The sequence below is a fragment of the Arthrobacter sp. FW306-2-2C-D06B genome (assembly GCF_021789175.1).
In the GTDB taxonomy this organism is placed as follows: domain Bacteria; phylum Actinomycetota; class Actinomycetes; order Actinomycetales; family Micrococcaceae; genus Arthrobacter.
Genome location: NZ_CP084560.1, coordinates 1,331,592 through 1,353,617 on the forward strand (window position 1 = coordinate 1,331,592; position 22,026 = coordinate 1,353,617).

Annotated in this window: 16 protein-coding genes and 1 tRNA gene; 12 read left to right on the plus strand and 5 right to left on the minus strand. The window is 65.0% G+C overall.

The annotated features are described in order from the left end of the window. Positions 1-8 precede the first annotated feature (8 nt). Positions 9-1,670, minus strand: a complete 1,662-nt coding sequence (locus LFT47_RS06360) for a dolichyl-phosphate-mannose--protein mannosyltransferase (RefSeq protein WP_236816316.1) — start codon at positions 1,668-1,670, stop codon at positions 9-11. Between the two features lie 182 nt (positions 1,671-1,852). Between LFT47_RS06360 and rsmI the strand changes: the two genes are divergently transcribed. Then, a complete protein-coding gene (rsmI, locus tag LFT47_RS06365; RefSeq protein WP_442863460.1) occupies positions 1,853-2,683 on the plus strand; it encodes a 16S rRNA (cytidine(1402)-2'-O)-methyltransferase in 831 nt (276 codons plus the stop codon). A gap of 210 nt (positions 2,684-2,893) precedes the next feature. Then, the gene (locus tag LFT47_RS06370; protein ID WP_236816319.1) at positions 2,894-4,375 is read left to right on the plus strand and encodes an NAD-dependent succinate-semialdehyde dehydrogenase; all 1,482 of its coding nucleotides are present in this window, start codon (positions 2,894-2,896) and stop codon (positions 4,373-4,375) included. 166 nt (positions 4,376-4,541) lie between these two features. On the opposite strand, the gene LFT47_RS06375 is transcribed toward LFT47_RS06370, so the two are convergent. The 3 genes from LFT47_RS06375 to LFT47_RS06385 all read right to left on the minus strand — a co-directional run bounded on the left by LFT47_RS06375 (position 4,542) and on the right by LFT47_RS06385 (position 9,649). Further along, complete coding sequence (locus LFT47_RS06375) at positions 4,542-6,956, minus strand: transglutaminase TgpA family protein (RefSeq protein ID WP_236816321.1); 2,415 nt, start codon at positions 6,954-6,956, stop codon at positions 4,542-4,544. A gap of 173 nt (positions 6,957-7,129) precedes the next feature. Next, on the minus strand, positions 7,130-8,548 hold the full coding sequence (locus tag LFT47_RS06380; RefSeq protein ID WP_236816322.1) for a DUF58 domain-containing protein: 1,419 nt from the start codon (positions 8,546-8,548) through the stop codon (positions 7,130-7,132). A 24-nt stretch (positions 8,549-8,572) separates the two neighbouring features. After that, positions 8,573-9,649 carry an AAA family ATPase gene (locus LFT47_RS06385; RefSeq protein WP_236816323.1) on the minus strand — a complete coding sequence of 359 codons (1,077 nt, stop codon included), beginning with the start codon at positions 9,647-9,649 and terminating at the stop codon, positions 8,573-8,575. Positions 9,650-9,836: 187 nt separating this feature from the next. On the opposite strand from LFT47_RS06385, the gene LFT47_RS06390 reads away from it, so the two are divergent. The 5 genes from LFT47_RS06390 to LFT47_RS06410 all read left to right on the plus strand — a co-directional run bounded on the left by LFT47_RS06390 (position 9,837) and on the right by LFT47_RS06410 (position 15,976). Continuing rightward, on the plus strand, positions 9,837-10,721 hold the full coding sequence (locus LFT47_RS06390; RefSeq protein ID WP_236816324.1) for a TatD family hydrolase: 885 nt from the start codon (positions 9,837-9,839) through the stop codon (positions 10,719-10,721). A 266-nt stretch (positions 10,722-10,987) separates the two neighbouring features. Continuing rightward, positions 10,988-12,139, plus strand: coding sequence for a resuscitation-promoting factor (locus LFT47_RS06395; protein WP_236816326.1), 1,152 nt, complete (start codon positions 10,988-10,990; stop codon positions 12,137-12,139). Between the two features lie 106 nt (positions 12,140-12,245). Beyond that, positions 12,246-13,127: a 16S rRNA (adenine(1518)-N(6)/adenine(1519)-N(6))-dimethyltransferase RsmA gene (gene rsmA, locus LFT47_RS06400; protein ID WP_236816331.1), complete on the plus strand. Its 882-nt coding sequence runs from the start codon at positions 12,246-12,248 to the stop codon at positions 13,125-13,127. Then, entirely contained in the window at positions 13,124-14,101 is a 978-nt protein-coding gene (locus LFT47_RS06405) for a 4-(cytidine 5'-diphospho)-2-C-methyl-D-erythritol kinase (protein WP_236816332.1), read from the plus strand. The genes rsmA and LFT47_RS06405 overlap by 4 nt, the downstream gene beginning before the upstream one ends. Before the next feature lie 39 nt (positions 14,102-14,140). After that, positions 14,141-15,976 (plus strand): ABC-F family ATP-binding cassette domain-containing protein, encoded by a 1,836-nt coding sequence (locus LFT47_RS06410; protein WP_236816333.1) that lies wholly within the window; start codon positions 14,141-14,143, stop codon positions 15,974-15,976. 582 nt (positions 15,977-16,558) lie between these two features. Here LFT47_RS06410 and LFT47_RS06415 read toward each other — a convergent pair. Continuing rightward, a complete protein-coding gene (locus tag LFT47_RS06415; RefSeq protein ID WP_236818432.1) occupies positions 16,559-17,158 on the minus strand; it encodes a TetR/AcrR family transcriptional regulator in 600 nt (199 codons plus the stop codon). A 276-nt stretch (positions 17,159-17,434) separates the two neighbouring features. Between LFT47_RS06415 and LFT47_RS06420 the strand changes: the two genes are divergently transcribed. The 5 genes from LFT47_RS06420 (at position 17,435) to pth (ending at position 21,781) form a co-directional block, all read left to right on the plus strand. After that, positions 17,435-17,506, plus strand: a tRNA-Gln gene (locus LFT47_RS06420). 154 nt (positions 17,507-17,660) lie between these two features. After that, on the plus strand, positions 17,661-19,169 hold the full coding sequence (gene glmU / locus LFT47_RS06425; RefSeq protein ID WP_236816335.1) for a bifunctional UDP-N-acetylglucosamine diphosphorylase/glucosamine-1-phosphate N-acetyltransferase GlmU: 1,509 nt from the start codon (positions 17,661-17,663) through the stop codon (positions 19,167-19,169). Continuing rightward, positions 19,166-20,146 carry a ribose-phosphate diphosphokinase gene (locus LFT47_RS06430; protein WP_028266439.1) on the plus strand — a complete coding sequence of 327 codons (981 nt, stop codon included), beginning with the start codon at positions 19,166-19,168 and terminating at the stop codon, positions 20,144-20,146. The genes glmU and LFT47_RS06430 overlap by 4 nt, the downstream gene beginning before the upstream one ends. Positions 20,147-20,519: 373 nt before the next feature. After that, on the plus strand, positions 20,520-21,092 hold the full coding sequence (locus LFT47_RS06435) for a 50S ribosomal protein L25/general stress protein Ctc (RefSeq protein WP_236816336.1): 573 nt from the start codon (positions 20,520-20,522) through the stop codon (positions 21,090-21,092). Positions 21,093-21,196: 104 nt separating this feature from the next. Next, entirely contained in the window at positions 21,197-21,781 is a 585-nt protein-coding gene (gene pth / locus LFT47_RS06440; RefSeq protein ID WP_236816337.1) for an aminoacyl-tRNA hydrolase, read from the plus strand. The last annotated feature ends 245 nt before the right edge of the window (positions 21,782-22,026 follow it).

Consider the following 22,026-nt stretch of genomic DNA (forward strand, 5'->3'; position numbering starts at 1 on the left):
GCAGACCCTTAGATCCAGGACGGCATCCACATACGCACGCGCCAGTCCTGGTAGCTGATCACTTCTGCCGTCCACACCGGATAGAAGAACGCCGACAACAGCACGGCAAGGGCGACCACAAGGCCAACCACGTACAGGCCGGAGCGGCGGCGCCACGGAGGAGCCCCGCTCTTGCCGAGCACCAGTCCCAATCCATAGACGAGAGCCAGCACGAGGAAGGGTTCGAAGGAAAGCGCGTAGAAGTAGAACATGGTGCGCTCCGGATACATGAACCACGGCAAATACCCTGCGGCGACGCCGGCCAGGATGGCCCCGGCCCGCCAGTCGCGCCGGCCCGCCCACCAGAACAACACTACGAAGAGCGCAATAGTGGCACCCCACCAGATCACCGGGTTACCGACGGACAGGATCGCCGAGGTGCAGTTGGGCAGGTCGCAGCCGGGGGTTCCCTGTTTGGGGGACTCGTAGTAGAACGAGGTGGGCCGCCCCATGACAAGCCAGGTCCACGGGCTCGCCGAATACGGGTGCGGCGAGCTGAGGCCTTGATGGAAGTTGTAAGCCTCCATGTGGTAGTACGCCAGGGACCGCAGCGGCCCGGGAATCCATCCCCATGTATCGGAGGGGTTCGCATCCGCCCAGTGCCGGTAGTAGGCGTCCTTGGAAAGGAACCAGCCGGTCCACGTCGACAGGTACACGGCTCCGGCCACCGGGATCATGGTGAAGAACGCCGGAATGCCGTCCTTGATGATTCCGGCGCTGGGCCAGCTCCGGATGCCCGCGATGCGCCGCGCGCTCATGTCCCAGAAAACGGTCAACAGGCCGAAAGCAACCACGAAGAACAGTGCCGACCACTTGGTGCCGACCGCCAGGCCGAGGCAGACGCCGGCCGCCAGCCGCCACCAGCGGAATCCGAGCCACGGCCCCGAGGCGAGGTGCAACGCCGTCGGCCGGCCGTCCTTGGAGGCGCCTGCCAGCGCGGCGAGCCGTGCAGCCAGCCGGCGCCGTCCGTCGTCGCGATCCATCAGCAGGGCGCCAAAGGCAGCGAGCAGCCAAAACATCAGGAAGATGTCCAGCAGGGACGTCCGCGACATGACCAAGTGGTGGCCGTCCACGGCGAGCAGCAGCCCAGCAGCCGCGCCGAGGATGTGGGACCGGAACAACTTCAGGGCGATCAGGGCGATCAGGGCGATGGAGAGGGTGCCCGTCAGGGCCGCGGAAAACCTCCAGCCGAAGGAATTGTCCGAGCCAAAGAACCACATTCCGAAGGCGATCATCCATTTCCCTACGGGGGGATGTACCACGTACTCAGGAGAGTTGAGCAGGACGTTCGGGTTGCCTGCATTGAAGGCATCGTTGGCCTTGTCCGGCCAGCTCCTCTCGTATCCGCTGACCAGGAACGAGTAGGCGTCCTTGACGTAGTAGGTCTCGTCGAAGACGAGGCTGTGCGGTGCGTCGAGGCGGACGAAACGCAGGATCCCGCCGATCACGGCAGTGATAGTTGGGATCAGCCAGAACCACAGCCTCAAGGACGGCGGATAATCCCGCCAGCTTTGGATGCTGCCAATGAGCCGCGTCCGCAGGGCCTCGGCCGTGAAGGCGTCCTCTGGCCGGGTCAACCAGCGCCGTATCAACCAGGTTTGCGGGGCGGGGCGCACGGAGGTATCGGTCACTCAGCCCATGCTACCTTTTGCCTCCGGTAGCTCCCTGAAAGCGGCGGCGGGGGCATTAGGCTTGTTGGGTGACTGAACAGCTGAGCTCCCCGGATGAAACCACCGTTCCCGACTCGGCGGAGTCCCTTGAGTCGGGGGCGGAGCCTTTTGAAGCACAGGCGCTTCCCGCCTTGCCCGACGGCGTGGGCCGGATCGTGCTGGCTGCCACTCCCATCGGCAACGTCGGCGATGCCTCCAGCCGGCTCATCGAGTTGTTGCAGACGGCTGACATCGTGGCCGCAGAGGACACCCGGCGCCTGCACCGGCTCGTCCAGTCGCTTGGCATCACCGTTTCCGGCCGGGTTATCAGCTACCACGAGCACAACGAGGCCGCCAAGACCGAGGAACTCCTGGACCACGTCCGCGCGGGCAAGACCATCATCATGGTGAGCGACGCCGGCATGCCCGCAGTGTCCGACCCCGGCTTCCGCCTCGTGGAGGGAGCCGTGGCAGCAGGACTCTTCGTCACCGCCTTCCCCGGCCCGTCCGCAGTGTTGACCGCCCTGGCGCTATCAGGGCTGCCCACGGACCGGTTCTGCTTCGAGGGATTCCTTCCCCGCAAAGCCGGCGAACGCAGCTCCCGGCTTGCGGACCTCGGCAACGAACGCCGGACCATGGTGTTCTTCGAGGCACCGCACCGGCTCGAGCCAATGCTCCGTGCCCTTCACGAGCGGTTCGGTTCGGACCGCCGCATCGCCGTGTGCCGCGATTTGACGAAGACCTACGAGGAAGTCATCCGGGGAACGGTCCGGGAACTGCTCGAGTGGGCTGAAAACAACGAGGTCCGCGGCGAGATTGCCGTCGTCGTGGCCGGCGCCCCTGAACAGGCGCCGGGCAAACCCGAGGACCATGTTGCCGCGGTCAATGAGCTCATTGCCAAGGGAATCAGGCTCAAGGAAGCAGTAGCCGCGGTGGCCGAGGAGGCCCGCATCAGCAAGCGCGAGCTGTACTCTGCGGTGCTCGCGGCGCGGTAGGGCGGTGCTCGCGGCGCGGTAAGGCGGTGCTCGCGGGCCGTGGCTTCCGCCTCAACCCGGGGGCTGTGCAACTGCACAAACTCTTGCTCCCGCGGCAGTGCGTGAAGGCGTAGACACTGCTTCGCGGCGGGCAGTACCGTGACAGTAATTCCACAAAAATCAAGTGTTGGTGCATCTCTACAACGTGCACCGACTGACGAAGGAGTCACTGTGACTGTTACCGCCGATCGCGAAAGCGAACTTCTCGCCTCCGTTCCCACGGGGCTGCTCATCAACGGCCAGTGGCTGCCTGCGGCGTCCGGCAAGACGTTCGACGTCGAGGATCCCTCCACGGGCAAGGTGCTCACGAGCATCTCCGACGCCGGAGTAGAGGACGGCGCCGCGGCGCTGGACGCTGCTGTTGCCGCCCAGACCTCCTGGGCTCGAACCGCTCCCCGCGAGCGTGGCGAAATCCTGCGCCGCGCGTTCGAACTGGTCACGGCACGCGCCGAAGACTTCGCACTGCTCATGACCTTGGAAATGGGCAAGCCGTTGGCCGAAGCCCGCGGCGAAGTAGCTTATGGCGCGGAGTTCCTGCGCTGGTTCTCCGAGGAGGCCGTCCGCGTCAGCGGCCGCTACTCCGCGGCCCCGGACGGCAAGAACCGCATCCTGGTCCAGAAGAAGCCTGTTGGTCCCTGCCTGCTGATCACCCCGTGGAACTTCCCGCTGGCCATGGCTACCCGCAAGATTGCCCCCGCGGTTGCCGCCGGCTGCACCATGGTGCTCAAGCCAGCCAACCTGACCCCGCTGACCAGCCTGCTCTTCGCCCAGGTCATGCAGGAAGCCGGCCTCCCGGCAGGCGTGCTCAACGTCATCCAGACCTCCACGGCAGGCGCGGTCACCGGGCCGCTCATCAAGGACGACCGCCTGCGCAAGATCTCCTTCACCGGTTCCACCGCCGTCGGGCAGGCCCTCATGCGCGAAGCCGCCGACAAGGTCCTGCGCAGCTCCATGGAACTCGGCGGCAACGCACCGTTCGTGGTCTTCGAGGACGCCGACCTGGACAAGGCCGTCGAAGGCGCCGTCGCAGCCAAGATGCGCAACATGGGCGAGGCCTGCACCGCAGCCAACCGCTTCATTGTGCACGACTCCATCGCTGATGCTTTTGCCGACAAGTTCGCTGCCAAGATCTCGGCACTTAACACTGCTCGCGGTACCGAGCCGGACTCCACGGTCGGCCCGTTGATCGATGGCAAGGCCCGCAACGGCGTACATGCCCTCGTGTCCGACGCCGTTGCCAACGGCGCGATCGCCGTCACCGGCGGTGCCCCGGTGGACGGACCGGGCTACTTCTACCAGCCCACGGTGCTCAAGAACGTGTCCGCGGACGCCCGCATCCTGAAGGAAGAAATCTTCGGACCGGTGGCCCCGATCATCACGTTCAAGAGCGAAGACGAAGCCATCAAGCTGGCCAACAACACCGAATACGGTCTCGTCGCCTACGTCTACACCAAGGACCTGAATCGCGGACTGCGCGTCAGCGAAAGAATCGAGACCGGCATGCTCGGCCTGAACGCCGGCGTCATCTCCAACGCCGCGGCACCGTTCGGCGGCGTGAAGCAGTCCGGGCTGGGCCGTGAAGGCGGATTCGAAGGCATCGAGGAATACCTCACCACGCAGTACGTCGGCATCGCGGATCCGTACGCCGACTAGTAGAACTTCGGCGGACCTCTCGCAACGGGGAACTGCCGTTGAGTGAAGGGCAGGGCACTGGAACATTTGGGTTCCGGTGCCCTGCCTTTGCCGTTCCAAGCCCAACTGACTCGCATTTGTTGTCGTTTTCGAGGCCCATAACGACATCTAATGCGAGCTAGTTGGGTCAGCGCCGCCAGCGGATGGAGCCGAACAGTCTCTGCACGGATGCTGCCGCGCGGCGTGCCGCCGCGGCGGAAATGCCACCCAGCCAGCGGAAAGGCGACGACAGGAGCTGGAACCACCTGGACATCAAGGACGGCGGGAACCAATCCGCGCGGAAGACCGCGAACCAGGAGGCATTGCGCCGGAACGCGGCACGGACTGCCGCAATCCGGACCGCCGCTGCGTTCGCTTGGTCCGCCGCGGCCGCCGGGGGACCATAACGCTGCCGTTCGAAGTCGCCGGTGAGCGATGCAAGCGCGTGCTGGCCGGCGTCGTCGGCGGCTCCCGACGGCGAAGCTGCCGCGGCCGGCCCTCCGAGCGCAACCGAGCTGCTCAATCGGGCCGCGAAATGCCGCGGCGTTTCGCTGGGCACTGGCGGTACACCGTAATCCGTGGCGAGGTCCTCGAGCTCCGCCCATGCCAGGACCGGGCCATCCCGGGGCGGGGCCGGGCCGGCTGTGCCTCCCGAACCGGGCTGCTTGGCCCGTGCCGGCCTCAGGCGCCGAGCCCGGATCCCGGAGCGGACCAGCCGCGGGGAGGCTGCCAATACAGCCAGAAGAAGCACGGCCGCGGTGACGTACAGGATGGTTGCGGAGCCGCCGGCCGTGCCTGATCCGACTCCCGGACCCGCAACGGGCGGTACAGCAGCGGTGCTCGGCGCAGGAGTGGAGGAACCCGGGGTCAGGTTTTCGTCATGGAGGTTGGTGCTCGGGCCGCCCGCTGCGGCAGCCTCGCTCGCGTAGGGCGGAACGACGCCGCGGGAAGGGGTTGGTTCGAAGGCGACCCAACCGACTCCCTCGAAATAGAGCTCGGGCCAGGCGTGGGCGTCGCGGGCATCCACCTGGTACTCCGGCAGGGGCTCCTGTCCGGCCACCGCAACTGTGGCCCCTGTGGCATGGCCCGGCGCGTAACCGACGGCGATGCGGCTCGGGATTCCGTCCAGCCGCGCCATGACGGCCATCGCAGAGGCAAAGTGCACGCAATAGCCGCTCTTCTGCTGCAGGAAATCGGCCAGCACGGACATGCCGTTGCCGTCATAACCGCCCTGGACCGGAGCCTGCAGGGAATAGCTGAACTGGGAGGAGCGCAGATAGTCCTGGATCGCCATCGCCTTCGCATAGTTGCCGTTGGCCCCGGCCGTCACTGACTTGGCGGTGTTCTTCACAATGTCCGGAACATTGCTTGGCAACTGGATGAAATCCTGTGAGATGGACGTGGGCTTGGCGTTGTCCTGGCTTAACGTTGCGGAGGTCACGGACGGCAGCGCCGAATATACCGTGTACTGCTGGTTCCTTGTGGTTCCGTCCTCGCCTCGGATGCTGAGCGTCGCCGGATCCCACGACCAGCGTCCGCTCAGACCGTTGACGGCTGTCGGGGCATAGGGGACCGGCAGATACGGACTGGTGAACTGCCCGGTGTCGACCACCGTCACTTGGCGCACCAGCTCGGACGGGAGCGGGTAGTCCGGCGCCATCCGGCCCGGCCCTACGCGCCGTGAGGCTTCGCGGTCGTCCGGCGCCCAGGTATCGCCGTCGAACTTGTCAATGGTGACCGAGCGCAAGTAGACCGGGGCCGTGGAACTCGTGGCATAGGTAATGCTGCCGTCGCCGGTGGGATTCCGCAGGCTGTTGCCGAGGGTGATCATGGGGTTCAGGCCGTTGGAGACGCCCCAGGGATTCAGCCGCGAACCGACCGGAAACGTCCCGCGCTCGAAGCCCGGAACCGCCAGCGGCAACAGGAGCCCCAGCGCCAGGGCCACGCCACCGATCACCATGGATCGTTTGAGCTGCCCCGTGCCATGGGCGTTGTCGGTCTGCAACCGCGAGTCCGGCGCGAACCACTGGCTGCAACCCAGGATCAGGATGAAGCCGACGGCGGCAGCGAGGAATCCGGGCAGCCCGCCACCTTGCGGTTTGATGGTCGCCGGGAACACGAGGACAACCAGCAGGCCCAAGCCGCTCGTCGCAGGCATCCCGAGCGGGACCGCCAGGGTGTCGACGAGGACAGCAACCACGCCCAGGGCCGCGCAGGCGACGAACACGATTCCTGCGTTCGGCGAGACGGGTGCCGTCTCCGAGACCACGGTTTCGCCGGCCCGTTTGAGGAACTGACCCAGCGTGTCAAGGGTCGCGCCGGAGGGAATGAAGCCCGCGATGCTTTCCGGCCGGAAGAACGTGAAGTCGAGGATAAACACCAAGGCGAGCAGGCCGCCCAAAGTGGTGAGCACAGGGTGGACCCTCAAGGCGCGAAGGACGGCCAGGGTCAGCCCGACGACAAACACCGTGGTGATGGCGGGAACCAGCCAGGCCCAGCCCCTGAAAACCCCGTTGAGCGAGAGCGAGGCTCCGAGTACGGCGACGGCGATGGCCGCCGACATTGCCCAGGGGTAGGCTCCCGGCCCTGGCTTTCGCGGGCCTCGGGGCGCCCTTCCCGGCCCATTGGACCCTTTTGCCCCATCGGACCCTTTTGCCCCATCGGACCAGGGGTCACTTGTCCCTGCCGGTTCCGGACCCGGGGAACGCCCCGGAGGGCCGTTCCTGGAGGTAGTGGTCATCGTGGCACCGCCGCGCCACGCCGGACGTCCATCGCTGCGGCTGCGGCAGCGAGAATCTCTCCCTGGTCGAATCCGGCCCACGCGGCGATAAGGTCCGTTCTCGAATTCACCGCGACGGCACGCCACCCGCCCAGCTTCAGGGCTTCGATGACGGGTTGGACATGGCGCGGGTGGTCGGTAACCACGAGCGCAAAAGCGTTGGCCCCGTAGCCGGCGGCCGGCGCCATCGCGCGGGCCTCGGAGAGCGGCATGTTGCCGAGCAGCGCGAGGACGGGGCCACGCAGGCGGTGTGCGGCCAGCTTGTCCATGAGATGGTCGTCGAAGGGCGCATCGGCACCCTCGACGACGGCAGCTTCTTTGCGGCCGCGCTCGCCGTGGACATGCCGTGGGCCGCTGAGCTGGATGGCGGCGAGGCTTTCGGCAATGGATTGCAGGCCTCCCGCACCGCTGAATTCCTCGGTTTCGGGATACGGCGCGGAGCGGGATGCGCGAAATGCGGGGTGTCCCGCGGCGTCGAGGAAACGCAGCGAATAGTTGCGATCGGCGAGGTGGGCGCTGATCGACATCGCTGCCGTCACGACCCATTCGAAGTTCTCGCTGCTCACGAGTTCAAAGGCGTCTTCGTGCGCGGGACCGAAGACCGCGGCGGAGCCCGACACGAAAGCGGAATAGCGCTGGTCCAGGATGATGGTCGCCTCGGGCGTGGTGACGGATTCCTCCTGCCGCACCATGAGTTCGCCGTGCCGCGCCGTCGCGGCCCAATGGACGCGCCGCATGGGGTCGCCATGCCGGTATTCGCGGGTCATCACATCGTCGTCGCTGGGATTGGCGCGGATCCGCGTGGCCGTCACGCCGTCGTTTCCGCGTGCGCCGGCCAGGCCTGTGGCGGGAAGTTCGACGGCGGCGGGCGTCACGGTGAGGATGTCGCCGTCGTCGATCTCGTGCCGGTGCAGCGACAATCCGAAGGGATCGCAGAACTCGGCCGTGACCGGACCGATCCTGAACTGGCCGCGCTTGCCGGAGCGCAGGTGGTACTCATAGCGGCTGGTGCCGCCGGATGCGGCACGGGCGGGAAAGCGAAAGGCCGGAGGTTCGCCGAAGCGCGCCGGCAACTGCTCCTCCATGATCACCGGCCCGGCCGCTGCGCCGGTCCGTGCCACCGCCAAGCGCACCGTGGCCGTGGAGGAGGTCTCCACGGACGAGGGATGGAATTCGCGGAACACCTGGAAACGCGGCTTGAGGATACGGACGCCGGCAAGCGATACCAGCGGCAGCACCAGCAGCAGGATCCCGAGGGCCAACAGATCCCGCCTGCCCATGATCTGGGCAAGCAGCAAGGAACCCACACCGCTGGCAAGCAAGCCCCAGCCACGGGTAGTGAACAGATGCTTCGGAAGTAGATCGATCAGCGCCATGCCTGCCCCCCTCCTTCGCTCTCCCTAGCTGCCGCGGCGTTCCGCGGCAGCGTCTTGGCTTACCGGGAGGGAAGCCAGGATGGCCCGGATGATGCTCTGTGGTGTATCACCGGAACTCGCGGCCTTGCGGTCAAGGATGATGCGGTGTGCCAGGACGGACTCGGCGACGGAAATGACGTCGTCGGGCAGCACGAAATCCCTTGCGTCAAGGGCTGCGGTCGCTTTGGCTGCGCGCAGTAGTTGCAGAAGGGAGCGCGGGCTGGCTCCGAGGCGCAGCCGGGCACTGTCCCGGGTGGCCCGGCCCAAGGCAACCGTATATTCCTTGACGGACTGCGAAACGTAAACCTGCTGCACGGTGGCGATCATCGCTGCGACGTCCGCGGAGGTGACCACCGGCGTGACTTTGGCGAGGGGTGAAACTGCCTGATGCGTCTCGAGCATCTCGATCTCGGAGAGCTTGTCCGGGTAGCCCATCGAGATGCGCGCCATGAAACGGTCCCGCTGCGCTTCCGGCAGCGGGTACGTTCCTTCCATTTCGATGGGATTCTGCGTCGCGACAACCATGAACGGCTCGCCCAGCTGGTACGAATGGCCGTCCACCGTGACCTGGTGTTCCTCCATGCATTCGAGGAGGGCGGACTGCGTCTTGGCCGAGGCGCGATTGATTTCGTCTCCGATCACGATGTTGGCGAACACCGCACCCATCCGGAACTCGAACTGCCGCGAGGACTGGTTGTAGATGGAGACGCCCGTGACGTCGGAAGGAAGAAGGTCCGGGGTGAACTGGATCCGGCTGACCTTGCAATCGATGGTGCGGGCGAGGGTCTTGGCAAGCAACGTCTTGCCTACACCCGGCACGTCCTCCACCAGCAGGTGGCCTTGGGCGAGGAGCACGGTGAGGGCAAGCTTGGCGGCCTCGGCTTTGCCGTCGATGACCTTGTTGATGGCCGCCAGGATCTTCTCGCTGGCAGCGTGGAATTGCTCAGGATCCATGACCGTCGGCTTGTGCCCGTTGAGGGACTCGCGGTCAGGCGGCAAGGCAAGCACGGCCTCGTCCGGCAGCAATTGTTCATCAACGGTGCCGTGTCGCTTTGAGTCCATGGACAATCCCCTCAGCCATGACAGAACCTCAGCCGGGCAGCGGTGCCCTGGCCGGGATATACCGCCTTTTGTACCAGACTACCCAGCCTAGGCCCGCCGCAGACAGAGGCAGCCTCCCGAGGGAGGGACGGCGAAGGGATACAGGGGTCATCAGGAAGGCATCAGGAGGGAAGGATAGGGTGGATCCATGTGCAATTCCCTCCCGCCGGCTTCCTACCGCGCGCCAGAAACCGGCGATTCCCGCAAAGAATACCCGCCTGCTCCCGAACCGCTGCCGGTCCCCGTGATGGACAACCACACGCACCTCGACTTCCGGCACGGCCTGCTCGAAGTCGCGGTGGGGGATGCCCTGGACGCGGCCGAAGCCGTGGGTGTCCAGGGCGCGGTGCAGGTGGGTTGCGACCTCGAGTCATCGCGGTTCACGGTCCAGGCGCTTGACGCGGACAGGCGGCTCCTGGGAGCTGTCGCCATCCACCCCAACGATGCCCCCGTTTACGCGGGCCGCGGAGAGCTGGAATCGGCTCTCGCGGAAATCGAGGAGCTGGCGGCCCATCCGAGGGTCCGTGCGATCGGTGAAACCGGGCTTGATTTCTTCCGCACCCATGGCGACGGACTGGTGCACCAGCGCCATTCGTTCCGCCGCCACATCGATATCGCGAAGAGGCTGGACCTCACCCTCCAGATCCACGACCGTGACGCCCACGACGACGTCGTCCAGGTTCTCCGGGAGGAGGGGGCCCCGGAGCGGGTGGTCTTCCATTGCTTCTCCGGCGACGAAGAACTGGCACGGATCTGTAATTTGAACGGATGGTACATGTCCTTTGCGGGCACCATGACGTTCAAGAACGCCGCAAATCTGAGGGCCGCGCTGGCCATCGCGGATCCGGAGCTGGTGCTCGTCGAGACGGACTCCCCGTTCCTCACCCCGCACCCTTACCGGGGCCGCCCGAACGCGAGCTACATGGTGCCGTACACCGTCCGTTCCATGTCCGAAGTGACCGGAACAGAGCTATCCACGCTGTGCTCGCAACTGGCTCAAAACACCATCGCCACCTACGGATCCTGGGACTAAGCAGCATTCACGCTGCATACCCAGTATGTAAAAATCTTGGTCACTTTATAACGCTTCGGTTACAGTGGGTAACCAGTAGCCGGGGTCGGGGAAGGCCTTCGGACAACTAACTCCGTTCGCAATTGGTGTTTTCAGTTGAATTGAGTGTGGCGGCGCACAACTCCGCTGCAGTCCTCATGCATGCTTCGGCCTGCATCCGGGACCGCGGCAGGAGGCCCCTGTGTGCTTTTCCCCGTGCCCGGATGGTCCAAAAGTTACGGGCAAACATGGTCAAGTTCTTCACCACGGGCGGTAAGTTCAGTTTCGTCAAAGTCGGTGCACAGCTGCTGGTGCTTTTGGCACTCGTGCTGGGAGTCGTTGCTTTTACCGGCAACAACAAATCAGTCACCCTCAACGTCGACGGCAAAGTGAGTTCCGTCCAGACCTTCGGCAACACCGTTGACCAAGTGGTCAAGGCAGCCAAGGTTGATCTGAAGGCTGAAGACCGGGTCTCCCCGGCCTTGGACGCCTCGGTGCAGAACGGCTCCATCATCAACGTCAATCTGGCCAAGGCCGTAACGGTCAGCCTTGATGGCGCCCAGCGGACGGTCAACACCACGGCCCCGAACGTCGAAGGCCTCGTCTCCGAGCTCGGCGTCGCGAGCGCATCGGCCGTCTCCCAGCCCAAAGACGCGCAGCTGGCCGTCTCCGGATCCTACGTTTCGATCCTTACCCCCAAGACGATCAGCCTGATTGTGGACGGGCAGAGCTCTTCAAAGACCACGACGGCGGCCGACGTGGGAACCGTCCTCAGCGATGCCGGCGTCTCGCTCGGCGCGAACGACCGGGTTTCGCAGCCCAACTCGGCTCCCGTTGTCCAGAACATGGTGATCAAGGTTTCCCGGGTGGACACCAGCAAGACCGCCACCGAGACGGAGAACGTCCCCTTTGACACGGTCACCACGGAAGACGCCACCCAGTTCAGCGACCAGAAGACCGTAACCCAGGAAGGGGTCCTCGGACTGCTCAGCAAGACGTTCAAGCTCGTCCTGGTAGATGGTCGCGAAGCTTCCCGGTCTTTGGTCTCCTCTGATGTCACCGTCAAGCCGGTCCCCGCGAAGGTAACGGTCGGAACCAAGGAGCGCCCCAAGCCCGCCCCGGCCGCGGCTGTGGCCTCGGGACCTACCGGCGCGCCGAACGAGGCAATGTGGGACAAGATTGCACAGTGTGAGTCCGGCGGGAACTGGGCCATCAACACCGGCAACGGTTACTACGGTGGCCTTCAGTTCGACATCCAGACCTGGATCGGTTCCGGCGGTGGCGCTTACGCTCCCAACGCAGCCGCCGCCAGCAAGGCCCAACAGATTGACATCGCCAACCGCGTCTACGCGCAGCGCGGCCTCGGACCTTGGGGCTGTGGCTGGGCAGCTTCCAGGTAAACGAAATGAAATTGGCCGGGTCCGGAATCTTCGGGCCCGGCCTTTTCGCGTGCTGAAGATGGGGAGCGGGCGCTCCCGCTCGTCGCTCAGACGATACGATACCTAGGTGACTGAACCGAATTCCGAACCCGCCGCCGTCGCACCCCTTCTGGGAGCTGCGGACATCCGACGGCTCGCCGAGGAAATCGGTGTCCGCCCGACAAAGACCCTGGGCCAGAACTTCGTCATCGACGGCAACACGATCCGGAGGATCGTCTCTGCCGCCGGAATCGATCCCGGGGAAACCGTGCTGGAGGTCGGCCCGGGGCTTGGTTCCTTGACGCTCGGCCTGCTCGACGCCGCCAAAACAGTTGTCGCCGTCGAAATCGATCCCGTACTGGCCGGCAAGTTGCCGGACACGGTGCGCTCGTGGCGCCCGGAGTCCGTGGACGATTTCCATCTCGTCCTCTCCGACGCCATGAAGGTCACCGAGCTTCCGGTGCAGCCCACGGCCCTCGTGGCCAACCTGCCGTACAACGTGGCGGTCCCCGTGGTCCTGCACCTGCTCCAGTATTTCCCGAGCCTGCAACACGGGCTGGTCATGGTCCAGGACGAAGTGGCGGACCGGCTGGCCGCCGGGCCCGGCTCCAAAATCTACGGAGTTCCCTCGGTCAAGGCCGCTTGGTACGGCCACATGCGCAAAGCCGGCGTGATCGGCATGAATGTCTTCTGGCCGGCGCCGAAGATCCACTCCGGACTCGTGTCCTTCACCCGCGGTGCGCCGCCGGCAACGCACGCCACGCGCGAGCAGGTCTTCGCGGTCATCGACGCCGCATTCGCCCAGCGCCGCAAGACCCTCCGCGCGGCCCTCGCGACCTGGGCAGGGAGCGCGGCCGAGGCCGAACGTTTCATCGTGGCTGCAGGCGTTGATCCGACGGCACGCGGAGAGGTGCTCGATATCAACGCGTTTGTCCGGATCGCCGAGGCACGCCACCCCCTGGACGCATGAATCCGGCAATCAGCGGTGCGAACCGCGGGCGCTTCGTCGCACGGACCGTACGCGTCCGGGCACCCGGCAAGGTGAACGTGTCCCTCAATGTCGGCCCCTTGCGGCCCGACGGCTACCACTCGGTCGCCAGCGTGTATCTCGCGGTGTCCCTGTACGAGGAAGTAGCCGCCACAAGCACTGAGGGGCCCGGGATCACGGTCAGCGTCGGTCCCTCAAGCACGTTGGACCTCGACGGCGTGGACATCCCCCTGGACGAGCGGAACCTGGCCTACAAGGCCGCCGCCATCATGAGGGATGTCTCGGAGAACGCCACGGGCGTGCACTTGGAAATCACCAAGCGCGTGCCTGTTGCCGGAGGCATGGGCGGCGGTTCGGCCGATGCCGCGGCGACGCTCCTGGCCTGCGATGCGCTCTGGAACAGTGGCTTGTCCCGCGAAGAACTGGCCCACCTTGCCGCCGAGTTGGGCGCGGACGTGCCGTTCTCGCTGCTCGGAGGTACCGCCGTCGGGCTTGGCGTCGGCGACGAACTCTCACCCGCCCTCGCGAAGGCGCAGATGGACTGGGTCCTGGTCTGCGCCGACTACGGACTCTCCACCCCCGAGGTTTTCCACACCTTGGACAGGCTTCGGAACACCGAGGGACTCGACATCCCTGAACCACTCGAGGTCGACGCCAAGATCCTGCAGGCCCTGCGCGACGGGAATCCCGACGCCCTGAGCAAAGTCCTTATCAACGACCTCCAGCGCGCCTCGATCGAGCTGGCCCCGCAATTGCGGGACACCATCGGGATAGGGGAGTCGAACGGAGCCCTCGCCGGGATTGTTTCCGGTTCCGGCCCCACCGTGGCTTTGCTCGCCCACAACCCCCGGGCGGCCGAAGGGCTCGCCGAGGACCTTCGGCACCTGGGACACAACGCCCTTGCTGTGCACGGCCCGGTTCCCGGTGCCCGGATCATCTCCGATACCCTCCTTTGACAAGTCGCCCTGACTGTTCACATCAGAAAGTAGTACCCAGTGGCTCACCTGCTCGGCGGTGAAAACCTCACCGTTTCGTTCGCAACCCGCACCATCCTCGACGGCGTAACCCTTGGTTTGGAGGACGGCGACAGGATCGGCATGGTCGGGCGCAACGGCGACGGCAAGTCCACGCTGATGCGCTTGCTGGCATTGCGATCGACGCCGGATTCCGGCCGCGTCACCAAACGCGGCGACGTCAATGTCGGCTACCTCGACCAGTCCGACGTGCTCGACGGCGACCTCACCGTAGGGGCCGCGATCGTCGGCGACCAAGCCGACCACGAATGGGCCGCGAACCCCAAAATCCGCGAGATCATGGGCGGCCTCGTGGCCGACGTCGATTGGCACGCCAACGTCCACGCCCTCTCCGGCGGACAAAAGCGCAGGGTCGCCTTGGCCAAGCTGCTCATCGAGGACCACGACGTGATCATGCTGGACGAGCCCACCAACCACCTCGACGTCGAAGGCGTCGCCTGGCTCTCCCGGCACTTGAAGACCCGCTGGCGGGCCAACCAGGGCGCGTTCCTTGTGGTGACGCACGACCGTTGGTTCCTGGACGAAGTCTGCAACCGGACGTGGGAAGTGCACGACGCCATGGTGGACCCGTTCGACGGCGGCTACGCGGCCTACGTGTTGGCCCGCGCCGAGCGCGACCGGAGCGCATCCGTCGTCGAGAGCAAACGGCAACAGCTGGTCAAGAAGGAGCTGGCATGGCTGCGCCGGGGCGCACCGGCGCGAACCTCGAAGCCGAAGTTCCGCATCGAAGCCGCCAACGAGCTGATCGCCGATGTTCCTGATCCGCGCGACTCCGTGGCCCTGAGCAAGATGGCAACCGCGCGCCTCGGCAAGGATGTGCTGGACCTTGAAGGAGTCTCCCTCGATTTCCTGGGCGGTGTCGCCAGCCAAAAGCTCTTCGACGACGTTACCTTGCGCTTGGCGCCTGGGCAGCGGCTCGGGCTGGTGGGCGTCAACGGTGCCGGAAAGTCCACACTGCTGCGGCTGCTCAACGGCGAGATCACGCCGAGTTCCGGAAAGGTCAAGCGAGGCAAGACCGTTGTCACGGCGGTGCTCAGCCAGGACGTGAAGGAGCTCGACGACGTGTCCGACCTTCGTGTGATCGAGGTCATCGAACGCGAGAAACGCTCCTTCAGCGTTGGCGGCAAGGAATTCACGGCCGGCCAGCTCGTGGAGCAGCTCGGGTTCACGAAGGAAAAGCAGTGGACGCCCGTCACGGACCTTTCAGGTGGCGAACGGCGCCGCCTGCAACTCCTGCGCCTCTTGGTGGGCGAGCCCAACGTCCTGATGCTCGACGAACCCACGAACGACCTCGATACCGACACCCTGGCCGCCGTCGAAGACGTCCTGGACGGCTGGCCCGGCACGCTGGTCGTTGTCAGCCACGATCGCTACCTGCTGGAACGCGTCACGGATTCCCAGATGGCACTCCTGGGCGATGGCAAGCTGCGCGGACTTCCGGGCGGCGTGGACCAGTACCTGGAATTGCGCGAAGCCGCGTTGGCGAGCGGCACGGTGACGGGCGGCGCGTCGAGCGGGAGCGCCAGGCCGACGGCGGCAAGCGGCTCGAGTGCCGCCGCTTCCGGTCCGAGCGAAGCGGAGAAGCGTGAAGCCCGGAAGGACCTGAACCGGATCGACCGGCAACTGGGCAAGATCGCGCAACAAGAAGAGAAGCTCCACGTCCAAATGGCGGCCAAGTCCCAATCCGGCGATTTCGACGGCCTCGGGGAACTGAACACCAAGCTCCAGGAGCTCCTCGAAGAAAAAGAAGGCCTGGAGCTCGAATGGCTCGAGGCGGCCGAGATCCTGGGGGAGTAGGCGGGCTGGGACGGGCGCCTACTCCCCTCACCCTAGGCGCCGAGTGCCTTGGGTGCCGGAAGCGGCCCTTCCGCGTCGCTTAGACACGGCCCATGTGGGCTTGCGGTCGCTGAGCGACCTCCGGCCCACTATGTGCCGCGATGCGCTCCTTTCGGAAGAACCGCCTCCGGCGGGGGAAGTCGCCTCGCGCGGGTGGACTGCCGGCGTCGTCCGCTGCGGTGAAATGGGGGACTGTGCGCTTCGCGACACCCAAATGTTCTGGCGACTCGGATCTAGGAAACCGATGCGCGGATACGGGTGTCGACAGGAATTTTCCGTGTCGACGTGACGGATCGGCGTCGTGAAGGGCCGAGTCGCGGACGGAAGATTGGCAAGAGCGGCGCTGCGGGCCTTCGGGTAGGAGCGCATCGCGGCGCATCGGGGTTTGGAGGTCGCTCAGCGACCGGAAGACCCCTTATGCGCTGTGTCTAAGCGACGGCGAAGGGCCGTTGCGCCGCGGAGGTGACCACGGAAACGCGCGGAGGCGACCGCGGAAACGTTCGAAGGGGCCGTTGGACCGCAAAGGCGACGCACCCAGCCGCCCTAGCCCTCGCTCCGCAGTTCCGGCTCTTTTTGTAGGCCCGTCAGGCCGTTCCATGCCAGGTTGACCAGGTGGGCGGCTACTGCGCGTTTGTCGGGCTCGCGGTGGTCCAACCACCATTGGCCGGTCATGGCCACCATGCCTACGAGCATCTGGGCGTACATGGCTCCATCGGCTGCGCTGAATCCGCGCCGGGAGAATTCGTCGGCGAGCAGGTTTTCCACGCGATCCGCCACGTGGGAGAGCAGGGTGGAGAAGGCCCCTTCGGGCTGGGAGGGCGGGGCGTCGCGCATCAGGATCCGGAAGCCGTCGCTCCGCTCTTCGATGTAGCCAAGCAACGCAAGGGCCGCCTGTTCAACGAGGACGCGCGGTTTGGCTTCCGCGGCGAGGGACTCGTTGATGGCGTCGAGGAGGATCCGGAATTCGAACTCCACAACCTGCGTGTAGAGGCCTTCCTTCGAGCCGAAGTGCTCGTAAATCACGGGCTTGGACACGCCTGCGGCCGCTGCGATTTCGTCGATGGTCGTAGCGTCCAGGCCGCGGGCGGCGAAGAGGCCCCGGCCAATTTCGATGAGCTGGGAGCGGCGCTGGGAGCCTGTCATCCGGGCACGGACAACCTGGGCCACGGGTGGGTGGTTGATCACCCTGGTACCCGTCGATTGCCGGGGAAGTCCTGTGCTGTTGCTCACGCATCCATCATGCCTCATGTCAAGCGTGCAGCGGCCTCGGGAGGGCATGCCAGTACCGATGAAATGGACTCAGGAATGCACCAAGTCGCGAACACCGCAATGGTCATGGCAAACTAGATTCTTGTGTGTGCGACCCGGTCAATCGGGAAGCCCGAGGACCCTGCGTCCGCAAGGGCCGCGTGCGCACGGTCCGCTCTGGTGTAATGGCAGCACCCCGGCCTTTGGAGCCGTGGAGTATAGGTTCGAATCCTATGGGCGGAACTTGTCGGTGGTCTGCCGGCACCGCCTCTGAAGGCACCGTCTCTCCCGAAGCTGTCCTCTGGCTGCGCGGAAGGCCGTGAATCGGCAAGAGTAGGATAGAGCAGATGCCGCAGCCGGGTTCGCCCGGACGTAACCGAGCAAGGAGAGCGACTTCGTGAGCCCCGATACTACTGGCCCCGCCGCTGTAATTGTCCTAGCTGCCGGAGCCGGTACGCGGATGAAGTCGCGGACTCCCAAAATCCTTCACGAGATCGGCGGACGCTCGATGGTGGCGCACGCCATCCTCGCGGCGCGATCCATCGATCCCCAGCAGCTGGCCTTGGTGGTCCGCCACGAACGCGACCTCGTCGCGGCGCACATTGGACTGATCGATCCCGACGCCGTCATCGTGGACCAGGACGATGTTCCTGGAACCGGACGCGCCGTCGAAGTAGCCCTTGACGCCTTGGACGCGAAGGCCGAACTCACTGGCACGGTAGTGGTCACGTATGGCGATGTGCCTTTGCTGACCGGTTCCCTTCTGTCCGAGCTTGTCGCCACGCATGAATCCGAGGGCAACGCGGTGACGGTCCTGACTGCGGTTCTCGACGACGCCAATGGCTATGGCCGCATCCTTCGTGCCGAGGACGGCACCGTGCTGGGCATCCGCGAACACAAAGATGCCAGCGACGCCGAGCGCTCCATCCGCGAGGTCAACTCCGGCATCTACGCTTTTGACGCGAAAGTGCTTCGCGAGCAGCTGCGCAAAGTGACCACTGAGAACATCCAGCAAGAAAAGTACCTCACTGACGTTCTCGAATTGGCGCGCGACGCCGGAGGCCGGGTTTCCGCCGTCGTCACCGCCGACCGCTGGCAGGTCGAGGGCGCCAACGACCGTATCCAGCTCGCCGCGCTCGGTGCCGAGCACAACCGCCGCATCATCGAGGCCTGGATGCGTGCCGGCGTCACGGTGGTTGACCCGGCCACCACGTGGATCGATTCCACCGTCACCTTGGACGAGGACGTCCGCCTCCTGCCCAACACACAGCTCCACGGGACCACAACCGTGGCGCGCGACGCCGTCGTCGGGCCCGACACGACCCTCACCGACGTTTCGGTGGGCGAAGGCGCCAAGGTGACCCGCACCCACGGTTCGGGATCCGCCATTGGCGCCAGGGCAACCGTGGGCCCGTTCACCTACCTGCGCCCCGGCACTGTCCTCGGGGAGACCGGCAAGATCGGCGCTTTCTACGAAACGAAGAACGTGACGATCGGCCGCGGTTCGAAGCTGTCCCACCTCGGATATGCGGGCGACGCCGAGATCGGCGAGGACACCAACATCGGGTGCGGCAATATCACGGCCAACTACGACGGCGAGAAGAAGCACCGCACGGTGATCGGCTCCGGCGTACGGACCGGTTCCAACACCGTCTTCGTTGCCCCGGTAACAATTGGTGACGGCGCGTACAGCGGTGCCGGTGCAATCATCCGCAAAGACGTTCCCGCCGGAGCCCTCACCTTGAGTGTCGCTCCCCAGCGCAATGCAGAAGGCTGGGTCATCGCCAACCGGCAGGGCAGCAACTCGGCCCAGCTGGCGCAGGCTGCGCAAGCCGCGCATGGCTCCACTGCCACCCCCGATTCCTCAAGTACTCCGGCAACCACAGAAGAGGGCACACAGGCATGAGCGAAATTACCGCACACGGCGAGAAGAAACTAGTTCTCGCCGCCGGACGGGCGCACCCCGAGCTGGCGCAGGAAATCGCCAAGGAGTTGGAAACCGAACTCCTGCCTATCGACGCCTACGACTTCGCGAACGGAGAGATCTATGTGCGCTCAGCGGAGAGCGTCCGTGGCACGGACGCGTTCGTCATCCAGGCGCACCCGGCCCCGCTCAACAACTGGCTCATGGAGCAGTTGATCATGATCGATTCCCTGAAGCGCGCCTCGGCGAAGCGGATCACGGTTGTATCGCCGTTCTACCCGTACGCCCGGCAGGACAAGAAGGGCCGCGGCCGCGAGCCGATCTCCGCCCGTTTGGTGGCAGACCTCTACAAGACTGCCGGCGCGGACCGCATCATGTCCGTGGACCTGCACACGTCCCAGATCCAGGGGTTCTTTGACGGCCCCGTGGATCACCTCATGGCCATCCCGCTGCTTGCCGACTACATCCGCACCAGGGTCGAAGCAGACAACATCACTGTCGTCTCGCCGGACACCGGCCGTGTCCGAGTCGCGGAACAGTGGGCCGAGCGCCTGGGCGGCGCGCCGTTGGCGTTCGTCCACAAGAGCCGCGACCTCACGGTCCCGAACCAGGCTGTCTCGAAGACCGTCGTCGGGCAGATCGAAGGCCGCACCTGCGTCCTGATCGACGACATGATCGACACCGGTGGAACGATCTCCGGTGCTGTCCAGGTCCTCAAGAACGCCGGGGCAAAGGACGTCATCATCGCGTGCACCCACGCCGTGTTCTCCGAGCCGGCGGCACAACGCCTGGCCGATTCCGGTGCCCGCGAGGTGGTCGTCACCAACACCTTGCCGATTCCGGCCGACAAGCGCTTCCCGCAACTCACCGTGCTGTCGATCGCACCTTTGATTGCGCGCGCGATCCGCGAAGTGTTCGACGACGGTTCCGTCACCAGCCTCTTCGACGGCAACGCCTAATCCCCACCAGCTGGGCAGTCCCACCAGAACATCTGGTCCCCACCCAACTGACTGGCAGTTGTTGTCGTTTTCGGGCCTCATAACGACAACAACTGCGAGTGAGTTGGGCTGGGGGGGCATGCGCCGTTTTCCCTTTGGCGGGACGCGGCTGCTAAACTCTTGGGGATACCTTGGCGAGGGAGAGCACATCCGGGTTAAAACCGGATTGCGGGTCTCCGTTATCGACTGGGTCTGAATCTCCTTCAACGAAGGCGGACTGAAGCTGCTGTCAGCGGCTGGCATTCTGCCGGGCGTGGAAGGTCACCACAGACCTCCGCCCTTGCTGATCGACTTGCCGGCACTTCGCCGGCGCCACAGTAATCAAGGAGTACACATGTCTGAGCAGAAGCTCGCAGCAGAACTGCGCACCGAATTCGGCAAGGGTTTCGCCCGCCGCGCCCGCGCAGCCGGCCAGATCCCGGCCGTCATCTACGGCCACGGCGCTGAGCCCATCCACATCAACCTCCCGGGCCGCGCCACCACCCTGGCCGTCCGCGTTTCCAACGCCCTGCTGGCCCTCGACGTCAACGGCGAAGAGCACCTGGCCCTCGTGAAGGACATCCAGCGCGACCCGATCAAGCAGATCATCGAGCACATCGACCTCCTGACCGTCCGCAAGGGCGAGAAGGTCACCGTTGACGTGGCCGTCCACGTTATCGGCGAAGCTGCCATTGGCGCAGTCGCAAACCAGGAAGCCACGACGGTTTCCCTCGAAGCCGAGGCCACGCACCTGCCGACCTTCGTCGAAATCAGCATCGAAGGCCGCAAGGCCGGCGAGCACGTCCACGCTTCGGACATCGTCCTGCCGAGCGGCTCGGAACTGCTTACCGATCCCGAGACCCTCATCATCAACATCTCGGAGGCCACCTCGGAAGCCGAGGAAGAGGCAACTCCTGCTGCTGAGTAGTCTTTCGGACTAATCCAGGCATTAGCCTTTGTGAGTGGCCGGGTCCCTGAGGGGCCCGGCCACTTCTTTTTCATTCCACCCTCTTGATTCCCTAGGATGACTCCATGACAGACACTTGGCTGATCGTAGGCCTTGGCAATCCCGGCGCCGAATACAGTCACAACCGCCACAACGTCGGCCAAATGGTCCTGGACGAACTTGCCTCGCGGATGGGCGGGAGCTTCAAAGCCCACAAGGCCCGGGCCCAGGTGGTCGAGGGCAGGTTAGGAATCGGGGGGCCCCGCGTAGTTCTTGCGAAACCGATGAGCTATATGAATGTTTCCGGAGGACCCGTTTCCGGCCTCGCCAGGTTCTTCGACATCGCTCCGGATCACGTTATTGCTGTCCACGACGAAATTGATATTCCCTTCAATACGGTTAAATTGAAGATCGGCGGTGGGGAAGGCGGGCACAACGGCCTGCGTGATATTTCCAAGGCTTTGGCTACAAAGGACTACTTGCGGGTTCGCGTGGGGGTCGGCAGGCCACCCGGGAGGATGGACACTGCGGATTATGTCCTCAGGGATTTTGCAGCCTCCGAGAGGAAAGAACTGCCGTTCCTCCTGGATGAAGCAGCGGATGCTGTTGAGGTATTGATGACTGAAGGATTGCTTGCTGCCCAGCAGAAGTTCCACCCCGTCAAGGCCTAGCGGCGGAGGCCCCGGGCGCACTCACTTCAATGGTTAACAAGTACTCTGATGGTTCGTCGGATGACTAATTGATTCGCGCCGATCGCTATGATACTTTGCAAATCACTGCTGGGGGTGAAGAGGAAATACAAAAGCAAACGACCCGCTGAACGTCACGTCCGCCAGAGCTGCGAAGGTAGCGTGATCTAAATTGCGAGCAACACCGGAATCTGAAACAGAGCGACCCGCAACGGAGCGGCAAGCAC

Bases quoted from the DNA above. Each gene is read 5' to 3' on its own strand.
- LFT47_RS06375 (WP_236816321.1), bottom strand. From the start codon at position 6,956: ATGTCGGCGGCCATCGCCGTCGCCGTACTCGGAGCCTCGCTCTCGCTC.
- LFT47_RS06380 (WP_236816322.1), bottom strand. From the start codon at position 8,548: ATGGCGCTGATCGATCTACTTCCGAAGCATCTGTTCACTACCCGTGGC.
- LFT47_RS06385 (WP_236816323.1), bottom strand. From the start codon at position 9,649: ATGGACTCAAAGCGACACGGCACCGTTGATGAACAATTGCTGCCGGAC.
- LFT47_RS06390 (WP_236816324.1), top strand. From the start codon at position 9,837: ATGTGCAATTCCCTCCCGCCGGCTTCCTACCGCGCGCCAGAAACCGGC.
- LFT47_RS06395 (WP_236816326.1), top strand. From the start codon at position 10,988: ATGGTCAAGTTCTTCACCACGGGCGGTAAGTTCAGTTTCGTCAAAGTC.
- LFT47_RS06405 (WP_236816332.1), top strand. From the start codon at position 13,124: ATGAATCCGGCAATCAGCGGTGCGAACCGCGGGCGCTTCGTCGCACGG.
- LFT47_RS06415 (WP_236818432.1), bottom strand. From the start codon at position 17,158: ATGACAGGCTCCCAGCGCCGCTCCCAGCTCATCGAAATTGGCCGGGGC.
- LFT47_RS06430 (WP_028266439.1), top strand. From the start codon at position 19,166: ATGAGCGAAATTACCGCACACGGCGAGAAGAAACTAGTTCTCGCCGCC.
- LFT47_RS06435 (WP_236816336.1), top strand. From the start codon at position 20,520: ATGTCTGAGCAGAAGCTCGCAGCAGAACTGCGCACCGAATTCGGCAAG.
- pth (WP_236816337.1), top strand. From the start codon at position 21,197: ATGACAGACACTTGGCTGATCGTAGGCCTTGGCAATCCCGGCGCCGAA.